This window comes from Ruegeria sp. CH2, assembly GCF_056537065.1.
This window is the reverse complement of record NZ_JBQFQV010000006.1, coordinates 172,029-184,796: the sequence shown is the minus strand read 5'-3', so window position 1 is coordinate 184,796 and position 12,768 is coordinate 172,029. Positions and strand designations below refer to the sequence as shown.

At 60.7% G+C, this 12,768-nt stretch carries 13 protein-coding genes; 3 read left to right on the top strand and 10 right to left on the bottom strand.

The window, feature by feature from the left end; translation table 11 throughout:
* Positions 1 to 33 precede the first annotated feature (33 nt).
* Positions 34 to 666: a GntR family transcriptional regulator gene (locus ACR0M9_RS11190; RefSeq protein ID WP_480557283.1), complete on the top strand. Its 633-nt coding sequence runs from the start codon at positions 34 to 36 to the stop codon at positions 664 to 666.
* 6 nt (positions 667 to 672) lie between these two features.
* On the opposite strand, the gene ACR0M9_RS11185 is transcribed toward ACR0M9_RS11190, so the two are convergent.
* Both ACR0M9_RS11185 and ACR0M9_RS11180 read right to left on the bottom strand, forming a co-directional pair.
* Entirely contained in the window at positions 673 to 1,131 is a 459-nt protein-coding gene (locus ACR0M9_RS11185) for an Lrp/AsnC family transcriptional regulator (RefSeq protein ID WP_209504239.1), read from the bottom strand.
* Positions 1,128 to 1,583: an Lrp/AsnC family transcriptional regulator gene (locus tag ACR0M9_RS11180; RefSeq protein ID WP_267363387.1), complete on the bottom strand. Its 456-nt coding sequence runs from the start codon at positions 1,581 to 1,583 to the stop codon at positions 1,128 to 1,130. Before ACR0M9_RS11180 ends, ACR0M9_RS11185 begins: the two co-directional genes overlap by 4 nt.
* 131 nt (positions 1,584 to 1,714) lie before the next feature.
* On the opposite strand from ACR0M9_RS11180, the gene ilvC reads away from it, so the two are divergent.
* Positions 1,715 to 2,737: a ketol-acid reductoisomerase gene (gene ilvC, locus ACR0M9_RS11175; RefSeq protein ID WP_209504241.1), complete on the top strand. Its 1,023-nt coding sequence runs from the start codon at positions 1,715 to 1,717 to the stop codon at positions 2,735 to 2,737.
* Between the two features lie 46 nt (positions 2,738 to 2,783).
* On the opposite strand, the gene ACR0M9_RS11170 is transcribed toward ilvC, so the two are convergent.
* Both ACR0M9_RS11170 and ACR0M9_RS11165 read right to left on the bottom strand, forming a co-directional pair.
* Positions 2,784 to 3,239, bottom strand: a complete 456-nt coding sequence (locus ACR0M9_RS11170) for an SRPBCC domain-containing protein (protein ID WP_480537592.1) — start codon at positions 3,237 to 3,239, stop codon at positions 2,784 to 2,786.
* A complete protein-coding gene (locus ACR0M9_RS11165) occupies positions 3,236 to 3,547 on the bottom strand; it encodes an ArsR/SmtB family transcription factor (RefSeq protein ID WP_480537590.1) in 312 nt (103 codons plus the stop codon). The genes ACR0M9_RS11170 and ACR0M9_RS11165 overlap by 4 nt, the downstream gene beginning before the upstream one ends.
* A gap of 78 nt (positions 3,548 to 3,625) precedes the next feature.
* Here ACR0M9_RS11165 and ACR0M9_RS11160 point away from each other — a divergent pair, with 78 nt between their 5' ends.
* Entirely contained in the window at positions 3,626 to 4,528 is a 903-nt protein-coding gene (locus ACR0M9_RS11160) for a DMT family transporter (protein ID WP_480481417.1), read from the top strand.
* Here the strand turns inward: ACR0M9_RS11160 and glmM are convergent.
* The 6 genes from glmM to ACR0M9_RS11130 all read right to left on the bottom strand — a co-directional run bounded on the left by glmM (position 4,525) and on the right by ACR0M9_RS11130 (position 12,734).
* Positions 4,525 to 5,868 (bottom strand): phosphoglucosamine mutase, encoded by a 1,344-nt coding sequence (gene glmM, locus ACR0M9_RS11155; protein WP_480485988.1) that lies wholly within the window; start codon positions 5,866 to 5,868, stop codon positions 4,525 to 4,527. The two genes, ACR0M9_RS11160 and glmM, sit on opposite strands and share 4 nt — an antisense overlap.
* Positions 5,869 to 5,901: 33 nt before the next feature.
* Positions 5,902 to 6,900 (bottom strand): dihydropteroate synthase, encoded by a 999-nt coding sequence (gene folP, locus ACR0M9_RS11150; protein ID WP_480773594.1) that lies wholly within the window; start codon positions 6,898 to 6,900, stop codon positions 5,902 to 5,904.
* Complete coding sequence (locus tag ACR0M9_RS11145) at positions 6,897 to 7,817, bottom strand: dihydroneopterin aldolase (protein ID WP_209504247.1); 921 nt, start codon at positions 7,815 to 7,817, stop codon at positions 6,897 to 6,899. Before ACR0M9_RS11145 ends, folP begins: the two co-directional genes overlap by 4 nt.
* 100 nt (positions 7,818 to 7,917) lie before the next feature.
* A complete protein-coding gene (locus tag ACR0M9_RS11140) occupies positions 7,918 to 9,291 on the bottom strand; it encodes a multicopper oxidase family protein (RefSeq protein ID WP_480773593.1) in 1,374 nt (457 codons plus the stop codon).
* Between the two features lie 73 nt (positions 9,292 to 9,364).
* The gene (locus tag ACR0M9_RS11135; protein ID WP_480485995.1) at positions 9,365 to 10,006 is read right to left on the bottom strand and encodes a cell wall hydrolase; all 642 of its coding nucleotides are present in this window, start codon (positions 10,004 to 10,006) and stop codon (positions 9,365 to 9,367) included.
* Between the two features lie 187 nt (positions 10,007 to 10,193).
* Positions 10,194 to 12,734, bottom strand: a complete 2,541-nt coding sequence (locus ACR0M9_RS11130; protein WP_480773612.1) for a putative PEP-binding protein — start codon at positions 12,732 to 12,734, stop codon at positions 10,194 to 10,196.
* Positions 12,735 to 12,768 lie beyond the last annotated feature (34 nt).

Genomic DNA, 12,768 nt, shown 5'->3' with positions numbered 1-12,768 from the left:
CGAGATGAAGTAAAACGACGTATTGAAAGCCGCGTGTGGCCTCAGGGATCATTACTGCCGACCGAAACGCAACTGGCCGAAGAATTCAATTGCGCCCGCGCGACGGTGAACCGTGCCCTCAGGGAACTGGCCGATCAGGGTTTCATCGAACGCAAGCGCAAAAGCGGGACGCGGGTCAAGAAAGAGCCCAGCAAACACGCCAAGCTGGAATTCTCGCTGGCGCGGCAGATGGTCGAAAGCCAGAATGCCGTCTATCGCTATGCGCTGGTGGAACGGACTGTCGAGGCCTGCCCCCGCTGGCTGTCCTCTCAGCTTGATGTCCCCGCCGAGACGCGGGTTCTGCATGTCGTCTGTATGCATTACGCGGACAACCGCCCGTTCCAGCTTGAAGAGCGCTGGATCAATATCGAAACCGTCCCCGATGTGGAAAACGCCGACCTGACCCAGCAAGGACCGCATGAGTGGTTGCTGAATGCCGCTCCGTTCAACGATGCCGAGGTTGCGTTCTGCGCGATTTCCGCTGACGCAAGGCTGGCGGAATTCATGGGCACCACGGCGGGCGCGTCGATGATCCAGATGGAGCGCACCACCTGGAAAGAAGACAAACCGATCACGTTTGCCCGCCTGACCCATCATCCCGGATATTACATCCGCACCAGATATTAAGGCACGTCACCCAATCGGACCGGGCAGCCGTTCCTCGCTCAGCAGGACGTTCGCCTCGACATCGCCTGCGCCGGGCAGCGTCATGATCCGGCGCCGCAACACGCGTTCGAAATCGGACAGGTCCCGCGCCACGACGCGCAAGCGGTAGTCGTACAATCCCAGAACATGCTCGACGGTCTGCACTTCGGGGATGGCACTTACGGCGCGTTCGAAATCCTCAAGGCTGATCTGTCCCTTGCGCGCCAGCTTGACCCCCAGAAACACGGTCACACCGAATCCCAGCGCCTCGGCATTCAGACGCAGCCGCCGGCCCTTGATGATCCCGGCGTCCTCCAACCTGCGGATACGCCGCCAGGTGGCGGGCTGAGACAGGTTGAACCTCCGACCCAGGGCACCTGCGCTTTGGGTGGCGTCCTGTTGCAACGCACGCAGCAGACGGCGGTCAATCTCGTCCAGCTCGATCATACCGGTAACACCTCGTCCCGCTTGACCCGCGCGATATGCATCAGCGCTTCGATATCGGCGATATGCGGCAGGGTCAGGATCCGGTCCCGATAAAGCTGCTGATAGTGCTTCATATCCCGCGCTATAACGGACAGCCGGACATCCACCCGTCCCAGAAATGTCTGGATTTCGATCACCTCGGCCACGTTGCGGGCCTCTTCCATAAACTCGTCAAAGGCGCGGGCCTGTGTCTTGTCCAGGGTGATCCGAAGCGAGACTTCGACAGCATAGCCCATCGCGGTCCAGTCGATCACCGCCTCCTGCCCTTCGATGATCCCGGCTGCCTGCATCTTTTCCAGCCTGCGCCAACAGACACCTGCGCTGATCCGGCACAGATCGGCAAGTTCCGCGGTGGTCAGGCTGGGGTTCGCCTGAAAGTGACGCAAAATGCGCCGGTCGATATCGTCAAGCATGATTTTTTCAGTATTTTCCGTTTTCAAGAATTATTCTTCATCTTTTTTACAAATACTCAAGCCCAACCCTATCGCCAATCCGACGCACGGCAGGTAGAACCGCCCCAACCAAACCAGAAAGGACCGGCAAAATGCGCGTCTATTACGATCGCGATTGCGACATCAACCTGATCAAAGACAAGAAAGTGGCTATCCTGGGCTATGGCAGCCAGGGTCACGCCCACGCGCTGAACCTGCGCGACTCGGGTGCCAAGAACCTGGTCATCGCCCTGCGCGAAGGCTCGCCCTCGGCCAAGAAAGCCGAAGCGGAAGGTCTACAAGTGATGGGCATCGCCGAAGCGGCTGCCTGGTGCGACGTCATCATGTTCACCATGCCCGACGAGTTGCAGGCCGAAACCTACAAGAAATACGTCCATGACAACATCAAGCCTGGTGCCGCCATCGCCTTTGCCCACGGCCTGAACGTCCACTTCGGCCTGATCGAGCCAAAAGACGGTGTTGACGTCATCATGATGGCCCCCAAAGGCCCTGGCCACACCGTGCGCGGCGAATACACCAAAGGCGGCGGTGTGCCCTGCCTGGTCGCGGTTCACAACGATGCAACCGGCAAGGCGCTGGAAATCGGCTTGTCCTACTGCTCGGCCATCGGTGGCGGCCGTTCGGGCATCATCGAGACCAACTTCCGCGAAGAATGCGAAACCGACCTGTTCGGCGAACAGGCCGTTCTGTGCGGTGGACTGGTCGAACTGATCCGCTGCGGCTTTGAAACTCTGGTCGAGGCCGGTTACGCACCCGAGATGGCCTATTTCGAGTGTCTGCACGAAGTGAAGCTGATCGTTGACCTGATCTATGAAGGCGGTATTGCCAACATGGATTACTCGATCTCGAACACGGCTGAGTATGGCCAGTATGTCACCGGTCCGCGCATCCTGAAATACGACGAGACCAAAGCCCGCATGAAAGCGGTTCTGGACGACATCCAGCAGGGCAAATTCGTCCGTGACTTCATGCTGGAAAACGCCGTTGGCCAGCCGACCATCAAAGCGTCGCGCCGCGCCAATGACGAGCATATGATCGAAGAGACCGGCGCCAAGCTGCGCGGCATGATGCCGTGGATCTCGGCCGGCAAGATGGTCGACAAAGAAAAGAACTAAACCTGACCGATGTCAGGCAAAGGGCGGCCCAGGCGGTCGCCCTTTTTCATTTTAAGACCGCTTTGGCAAAGCATTCACCCAGAACGATATCCCATCCCGTATCGTAGCCGCCGCGCTTTTGGGGCGCTTCATCTGCCCAGACATCCCAGCCGGAATGCGTCAGGGTGACTTTTGCCTGCCCCGAACCGCAATCCTCAAAACGCACATCGACGCGCGTAGGAGACCCCTTGTTGGTGCCCGGATGCCAGGTGAATGCCACGGATCGGCCGGGATCGATCGCCAGCACCTGACCCCAGTCGGCACGGGTTCCGTCGAACATGACCTCATAGACCGCGCCACCGATCCGGGGTTCAATAACCACGTCCCTTGCCGGTTGTCCCTGCGATGCGGACACCGCGTGGCTGTCCAGCGGCCACCATGTACCGATGCGGTTGACGAAGATGTCGAAAGCACGCGCAGCTGAGGCACCTACGGCAATTGTTTTGACAATCGGGTCTGTCATGGCCTCTCTCCGGCTCTGGTCACCTCATCTGCAAAGCTGTTCATCACGTCGGTCCAGTACCGGTCGAGCCATCTGCGCAGCTCTGCCAGCCCCTCGGGGCGCACCGCATAGATCCGGCGCGTCCCTTTCGCGTGGCATGTCACCAGCCCGGCATCCGACAGCACCTTGAGATGTTGCGAGACGGCCGGTCGGCTTACCGGCAGCTTTGACGCAAGTTCGCCCACTGCCTGAGGCTGGCTGGCGACGGCTTCGAACACCTGCCTGCGGGTTGCATCGCCCAAAGCTGAAAATGTCGAATCGTAAGTCATTGCTTACGGTAAGTACAAACTAACGTTAAGTCAAGATCAGCCCGTGACACCGGCGCGCACGCGGGATAAGGGGATGGAATGGTTGAACAACCCACGAAACAGGACTGGAGCGGCGTTTTCACGCTGGGGCTTATTTGGGGCGGCACATTCATGGTCGTCGCGATGGCTTTGGAAGGCTATGGCCCGATTACCGTGGCGACATCGCGCACCACATTAGGGGCGGTGACGTTGCTTGTCCTGATGCGGATCACCGGGCGCCGCATGCCGGTTTTGACACCCGCGCTGACTACATCAATCCTGCTGATTGGCGTGCTGTCGACTGCGGTGCCTTTCATGCTGCTTAGCTGGGGGCAGCAATATGTGCCCTCGGCTTTTGCAGGGTTGTCCATGGCTGCAATTCCGCTGATGGTGCTGCCGCTGGCGCATTTCTTTTCTGACGAGCCGCTGAACCTGCGACGGTTTCTGGGCGTGTGCCTTGGGTTTTCCGGCGCATTGGTCCTGATCGGACCCGGTCTGGCAAAGCTGGGCCAGGGGACCGAGCCGCTGGCGCAGCTGGCCTGTGTCTCGGCTGCCCTCTGCTATGCCTCGACATCGATCCTGACGCGGCGTTGCCCGCCGGTCGAGCCGCTGGCGCTGGCCGCGCTGACCCTGCTGGTCGGCGCTGTTCTGCTGGTGCCCATCATGCTGCTGGTCGAAGGCATCCCCACATGGCAGGGCAACCGCCCATCGCTGGCCCTGATCGTGCTTGGCCTGATCCCCACAGCATTCGCCAATTTGCTGCGGGTTTCGATCACCCGCAGCGCCGGATCGGTGTTTTTGACACTGGTGAATTATCAGGTGCCGATCTGGTCGATGGTGTTCGGGGCCTGGATCCTGTCCGAGGCCCTGCCCCTGCGATTCTACGTCGCCCTGGCCCTGATCCTGACGGGCATGGCCATCAGCCAGTGGTTCAGCCTGCGCAGAGTTCTGTTCGGGCGCTAGCCTGCGGCGGCTTCGACCTCGGCCACGATGCTGTCGACGACCTGGACCAGCAGCGCGTCATCCTCGCATTCGGCCATAACGCGGATCAGCGGCTCGGTGCCGGATTTACGGATCAGCAACCGTCCCTGCCCGTTCAGCCGCGCCTCGGCATCGGCAATGGCAGCTTTAACGCTTTGAACTTCAAGCGGAGTTTGACCGTTGGCATAGCGGACGTTCTTCAACAGCTGCGGCACGGTTTCGAACTGCTTGGACAGGTCCGAGGCTTTGCGACCAGACAGAACCATCTCGGCCAGGAAATGCAGACCGGCCATCAGGCCATCGCCGGTGGTGGCATAATCGCTCATCACGATATGACCGGATTGTTCACCGCCCAAGTTGAAGCCACCTTCGCGCATACGTTCGACCACATAGCGGTCGCCGACGGCTGTGCGTTCCAGCCGCATTCCGTGTGACGACAGGTGCCGTTCGAGCCCCAGATTGGACATCACAGTGGCCACAAGGGCATTGCCTTTCAACTGCCCGGATTTTTTCCAGGCCGTCGCCAGCAGTGCCATAAGCTGATCGCCATCAGCGACCTGACCGGTTTCGTCGACGATAACGACCCGATCCGCGTCGCCGTCCAGACAGACACCGACGTCAGCGCCATGTGCCACGACGGTTTCGGCGGCCAGCTGTGGCTTGGTCGATCCGCAGTTGAGGTTGATGTTCTTCCCGTTGGGCGCAATGCCAACTGGGATCACGTCTGCGCCCAGTTCCCAAAGAACCTCGGGCGCGGTGCGGTGGGCGGCGCCATTGGCACAGTCAATCACCACCTTCAGGCCATCCAGACGCACATCGCGCGGCAGCGAGGATTTCACACGCTCGCCATATCTGAACCGGGCGTCATCAACACGGCGCGCCCGTCCGATGTTCTGGGCCTGAGCAGGCCGGACACCTTCGTCGATCAGCTTTTCGATGTCGATCTCGGCCTGATCGGACAGTTTATAGCCGTCGGGACCAAAGAATTTGATGCCGTTGTCCTCTGCCGGGTTGTGGCTGGCCGAGATCATGACACCCAGATCGGCCCGCATCGACCGGGTCATCAGGCCCACCGCAGGCGTGGGAACCGGCCCCAGCAACAGCACATTCATTCCGGTTGACGTCAAACCGGCGGTCAGCGCGTTTTCCAGCATATAGCCGGACAGGCGCGTGTCCTTGCCGATGACGACCCGGTGCACACCGGTCGCATCACGCCGGAAATAGCGCCCCACCGCAGCCCCGATGCGCAACGCCATTTCCGCCGTCATCGGATGCGTGTTGGCCGTGCCCCGCACCCCGTCGGTTCCGAACAGCTTGCGCATTGGTGTCACTCCGTGATTTTCCGTGAGACCGGATTACCGGACAGCGGCCCATAGGCGCAAGGCCTGAGCGGTCTCGGCGACGTCGTGAACGCGAATGATCTGCACGCCCTGAGACAATCCGGCCAAAGCCACAGCAATTGAACCCGGCGCGCGGGCAGTCTTGTCAGGCTCCCGTCCAATTGTTCCTATAAAGCCCTTGCGGGACACGCCCAGCAGGATCGGGCAGCCAAGCCCGTGAAACAGGCTGAGATTGCGCAGCAAGGTCAGGTTGTGATCCTCGGTTTTGCCGAAACCGATACCTGGATCGACGATGATCAGGTCGCGCCGAAGCCCCAAGTTTTCCAGCAGAGCGATCTGGGTTTCGAGGAAGTCATAAACATCCAGCAACACGTTGTCGTAGCTGGGGTTTTCCTGCATCGTGGCTGGATCACCCTGCATATGCATGACGCAGACCGGTGTGCCCTTGTCGGCGCAAAACGGTGCCAATTCGGGATCGAACGTGAACCCCGAGACATCGTTGACCAGCCCCGCGCCCGCCGCACACGCCGCTTTGGCGACGCTGGCTTTGCGGGTGTCGATTGAAATCAGGGCATCCGTTTGTGCGCGAATCGCCTCGATCACCGGGCGGGTGCGGGCAATTTCCTGATCTGACGGAATGAAATCCGCGCCCGGGCGCGTTGATTCCCCGCCAATATCCAGAATGGTGGCTCCATGCGCCACCATCCTTGCAGCGGCATCGCGGGCGGCCTCGACCGAACTGTGAACGCCCCCGTCCGAGAAACTGTCAGGCGTGGTGTTGAGAATGCCCATGATATGCGGCACCTGCATATCCAGCCCGGCGATGGGTGCGCGCGGGCCGGTCAAACGCGCCAGCGCCCCACCGGGAATATCCGATGCCGACATGATCTGCGGTGTAGTATCGCGCCCAAGCGTTTCGACATGGGTAAACCACAGGGGCTGACCGGCCAGAGAATACGCGCCAGCGGGCCGGGTCTGGCCGTGCTGAACCAGCGGTCTGAAATAGATGCTCACAATTGGGCCTGATCCACGGCCACAGCCCGCAGGGGGGTTTTGGGCGCTTTCGGCAATTCGCCGCCGATGACCATCATCTCACTGGCTTCAAAGGTCGCGGCAAACCATGCGGCCAGAGCCACGGCGTCGGAGGGCGCGGCAGAAGGGCCATCCACCGCGTCCAGAACGATCTTGGACGGGGCCCAGACGCAGATCTGGCCGTTCTTCATGGCCCAGTCCAGTTCCGTCCGAGTTGAAACCACCTTGCAGCGGTGATCGCGTGCGGCCAAAACCCACGCGTTTTGCTCGATCGCAAGCAGGTCAATCCGGCGCTGTGTCATTGCGTGGCCGGTTTGCGGCGCAGCCAGGTCTGACGCCCCCACACACAGGATCAGCGGGCGCTGGCGGTTCTGCAACTGGTCGATCCACCCGGTCAGATTGTCCGAGGCGATGGCGTCATTCGACAGGTAGACCAGACGGGGATGCGGGCGGTCTTCCTCGGTCACGTCGTGATGAACCGAGTCTTTCCCGCGCACGATCTCGACCCCAAGAGCGCCCGGACCACGATCCAGTTTTTCGATGCGAACAAAGACCCTTACAGCCTGAGGTTCATGCAAGATACGTTCGGCCACACGTTCGGCCAGGGTTTCAAGCAGGTTCAGACGCTCGGCCGCGAGCTCATAGGCAATGGATTCCGTCACCCGGTCATAAGACAGGATGCGATCCACATCGTCGTCAATGGGGTCAGTAAGAGGCCGGACTTCGACGACGATATTGAAACAGATCCGCTGGGTTGTTCCCCGCTCGGCCTGAAACGCACCGATTTCAACCTCGACAATATGGTCGCGCAGGGAAATGCGGTCCAGCGGCCCTCGGGGCGAGGTCGCCTCGGACCGTTCGGACGGGTGCGCAAATGCCAGTCGGATTTCAGAACTCATGGGTCCGGCCTTTTCGGCTTGTTGCAGGGCTTGCCCACTATAGGCGTTGCAAGCGCCTATAACATTCAAACAAACGCCATTCCAACCGCCGAATGCGGCGTCAGGTGACGCGAAACCAGCTCATCATACCCGAAGCGGCATGGCCCAGCATATGGCAATGCAACAGCCAGTCCCCCGGATTATCCGCGACCAGCGCGATCTGGCGGGTTTGTCCGCGATCAACCAAAACAGTGTCGCGCCACGGGCCAAGCGATCCGTCCGGCTGGATCAGTCGGAAGTGGTGGCCGTGCAAATGCATGGCATGTGGAAAGACTGTTTCATTGACGAACTCGATCCTGTGAAGGCCGCCGGTCCGGGCGTCCAGAAACGGATCGGACGGGCGTTCCGCATAACCGTTCAGGGCCCAGAACCGGCCCAACTGCGCCAGTTCCTGGCCTGACAAATCAGTGTCCCCGATCCGGGCGTTGTCCAGCCAGCGCATCGCCCCGCCTTGCAGGGACATCCGGTGCAATGGTGCGGATGAGACATCCTCGATGACTGGCAAAGGGTTGGGCGGCAGCGCTGCCACGCCTTGTCGTGGCGCGGGTGCGAGAAGTTCGTCGACATCGAACCGAACGATGCCAAAGGCACCGTCGCGTTCAACACTCACCAGACTTGCCGTATCACCCGCAGCCACGACATCCACAACAAGATCGATGCGTTGTGCAGGGGCGATTGGGAAAGCCCCCGACAATGGGATCGGCGTTCCCAGTGGCATACCGTCAAGGGCGACGATCCAACCAAACAACCCGTCGAGATCCAGGTCGAAAATCCGCGCGTTGGAGGCGTTGATCAGGCGCAGCCGGAGACGGTCGTTCCGTCGCGCCTGAACGCGCGGGTCAAGGGATCCGTTGACAGTGATGATATTCCCCAGCCGACCAGCGTGGCTGAGGTCATGGCCATTGTCGAAATCATCCGTGATCTGGGCGGTTTCCGGATCAAGCCGCCAGTCGTCCAGCATCAGCACCAGATCCTGATCCACATCGGGGGCCACGGTTTCTTCGACGATCAGCGGCCCGTAAAGCCCGCGCGCAACCTGTTCCATCGACTGGTTATGCGCATGGTACCAATAGGTCCCTGCATCGGGAACGGAGAAGGAGTAATCAAAGCTTGCGCCCGTCTCGACCGCGTCCTGCGTCAGGCCGGGCACGCCGTCCATGGCGTTTTCGATGCGAATACCGTGCCAATGGACAGACGTGGCCTGCGGAAGCTGGTTCATCAGGGTGCGCTGGATGCGGTCGCCCTGCCTGACGCGCAGTTCAACGCCGGGGACAGACCCGTCATATGTCCAGACTTCCGTTTCAGGATAACTTGCCGGCGCGATCGGGTGTTTGGCTACACGCGCATTAAGCGGTGCAAAACCCGCGCTGGCCACACGCGGCATCAGCAATGCAGCGGCGGCGGATTGCAAAAGGTGTCTGCGGTTCAAAATCATCACGGGCCTCCTGGCCCGCAATATAGGATGCAACCTGCCCCGCGCCAGCAAGCTTCCAGCGCGGGTGCGTCAATCAGTTGCTCGCTGTCCGGTAGTTGTGGCGGTAAAAAACATGCACGCCGATTTTCGCCGTCTGTTTATAGACCCGCGACCAGGATGGGCGAACCGACGTCGTGTGATAGTGCGTCGCCCCTTCGGTCAACTCATCCGCCACTCCATCAATGGCTGCCCGCGCGACTTTTGCCACACGCTCATACGCCGTTTTCTCGTGGATGACCTCTTTGCGGCCATCGCAGGTGTATGTGAACTGGCACTGGTATTTCTTGCCGGTCCCCTGATGGATCACCCCGCACAGGGAATCCGGGAAACGGCTGCTTTTGACCCGGTTCAGGATCACTTCGGCAACCGCGAACTGGCCGCGCACGCTTTCGCCGCGCGCCTCGAAGTACAGGGCTTCGGACAGGCATTTCCAGTTTTCACCACCAGAGGCCTTTGGTTGCTGGTCAAGCCAGTCTTTGGAGAAGGACACTTCGACAGGTTCAGCCGCCTTGCGGGGCTGGAACAGCTTGAAATAGTCCCGAAAACTTTGCGCCGGCAGTTCACTGCGGGCGACAAGTTCTTGTTTTGCAGTATCAGTCGCTTCCTTCTCGGCGAAGGACGCACTCGGCAGCACGGTTGCCGCCACTGCGGCAACAGCCAATATGTAACGTAGCATCAGATAACCTCGCACAGGCACATCACGCGCCATACCCTCCCCCGGCGGGCGCGACGAGGCTGATACCCCAGACTGAGGCAAAGGTCCAGTATCTTGAAAAAAGCAAGTGGAAAATCGCCCGTAGCGAAAATATTTTTCGCCTACGAGTGACCGTATAACCCACTATTTCTTGGGGTTCGGCGCAGTGTCAACCCCCAAGTCTGGAGGAAATCGCCAGTTGAGCGGCAGCCAGCCGAGCGACCGGAACCCGGAACGGTGAGCATGACACATAGTCGAACCCAAGATCGCGACAGATCGCGATTGATTCGGGGTTCCCGCCGTGTTCGCCACAGACCGAAAGGGTCACATCCGGTTTCGCGGCACGCCCGCGCTCTGCCCCGAGTTTCAGCAACTCGCCCACCCCGTCTGGATCAAGGACGTGGAACGGATCTTCGGTAAAGACCCCCTGTCGCACGTAAGCGGACATGAAACGACCGGCGTCGTCGCGGGACAGACCATAAGTCATCTGTGTCAGGTCGTTTGTACCAAAACTCATGAAGGCGGTCTGCGGCGCGATCTCTTCCGCGCGCAGACAGGCGCGTGGCGTTTCGACCATGACGCCTAGCCGGTATTCGAACTTCTGCCCCCGTTCCGATTCAACGGCGGCGGCGACCGAGTCGATGCGGGATTTGACAAGTTCAACCTCGCGCTTGGCGGAAACCAGCGGGATCATCACTTCGGGTACCACCGGGGCACCGTTTTTTCGGGCCTCAAGCGTGGCTTCGAAGATCGCACGCGCCTGCATGTCGTAGATCTCGGGCACGGTGACACCCAGACGAACGCCGCGCAGGCCAAGCATGGGGTTGTATTCGGTCATCGCCTCAACCCGGCGTTCGACGTCAGACACGGGCAGGTCCAGCGCCTCGGCCAGTTCCCGTTGCCCGGTGCGCGTTGTCGGCAGAAACTCATGCAAGGGGGGATCGAACAGGCGGATGCAGACAGGCTGGCCTTCCATGATCCTGAACAGCTGAACAAAATCCTCGCGCTGCATCGGAAGCAGGCGTTCCAGCACTGCCGCCCTGCCCGCCGAGGTTTGCGCAAAGATCATTTCGCGCATCACGATCAGACGGCCGGGATCAAAGAACATATGTTCGGTCCGGCACAGACCGATCCCCTGAGCCTGAAAGTTCCGGGCCGTCTGCGCATCAGCCGGTGTGTCGGCATTGGCGCGGATGTCGATGTCACGCTCGGCATCGGCCCAGCCCATCAGCGTCTGGAAGCAGTCATCCAACGCGGCCTCGAGCATGGCGGGCTGACCGGCCAGCACCTGACCCGAGCTGCCATCAATGGTGACAATATCGCCGGTTTTAAATACCCGCCCATCCGGTGCGGTCAGCATCTTGTCTTTCGTCTGAAACCGCATTTCCGAGGCCCCGACGATACAGGGCAGACCCAATCCGCGCCCGATAACGGCCGCGTGGCTGGTCATGCCGCCCTTTTCCGTCAGAACCGCAACGGCGGCGTGCATCCCGCGCACATCCTCGGGCGAGGTTTCCCGGCGCACCAGAACACACGCCTCGCCACGGGCGGCGCTGGCCTGTGCTTCGGCCGAGGTGAACACGATCTTGCCGGTCGAGGCACCGGGGCTGGCACCAATGGCGGTGGTCAGCACGTCACGGCGCGCATCAGGGTGGACCTGACGGTGCAGAAGTTCGTTCAGCGCGTGCGGATCGACACGCATCACCGCCTCTTGCGGCGGTATGATACCGTCTTCGGCAAGACGTACGGCAATGCGCATGGCCGCGCGAGCCGATCGCTGCACCCGGACGCCATCCAGAATATGCACAGTGCCATCCTGAATGACGAATTCGACCTGCATTTCTTCGCGCAGTTTCTCGCGCATCAGGGCGGCATGCGTTTTGACATCGGCGAAAGCATTGGGCGCGACCTCTTCCAGCGAGGGGCCGCGCGGGTCTTTTTCCAGAAACAGGGCGGCCACATCTTTGCCCAACGCATCGCGCCCCTGGCTCTGGCTGAGGTAGCGACCGGTGATCTGTGGCATTCCGGTTGTGGAATCAACCAGTTGCAGAACGCCCGATCCGCATTCCCCTTTGCCGACGCCGGGGATCATCTCTTGAATGACCAACCCAAGCCCGGCGTCAGCGGGTGCCCCCTTGGCCTGCCGCAGCAAGCGCGCGGACGTCCCGTCCCATGCACGTGCCATCGAGCGCAGAACGCCGATCAGCTGTTCGCCCCTGTCCTGCGGAAAGACCTCGTCGGTTTCATCCTCGTAGGCGCGCAGCGAATGGCGCAGCCCCTCGCGGCCATCAGCGTCAATGTCATCAAACACATCCGCATCCAGCCGCGCCACGTGGATCGCATAGCTTTGAACGAACCTCAGATACAGGGCTGCGGCGGCCTCGGCCCCCATGGTGTCGGACAGGTCGACATAACGGGCATCGTTCATTCCGATATTGAGAACCGCGCCGGGACCACCCCAATCGGGGTCTTCGGAACTGGGCCGGACGCATAGCAACGAGGTCGGATCGAACTGTTCGAGGATCGCCGCAATATCCGGGGTTGTCCCTTCTGCGATCTGGTGAACGGCATCAAATGACAACGCAACGGTTCGGGGCACCGGCAGGTCCAGCCGGACCAGACGTTGCAGACATTTGGCCCGCCCGCCATGCCTATGGGCGGTGACAGGCGCGTCGGATGTAATGAGCGTCGTATTCGGATTATTCTGCACTGCAGCACCTTTTGGTTTGCGTGCAGCATAAGCG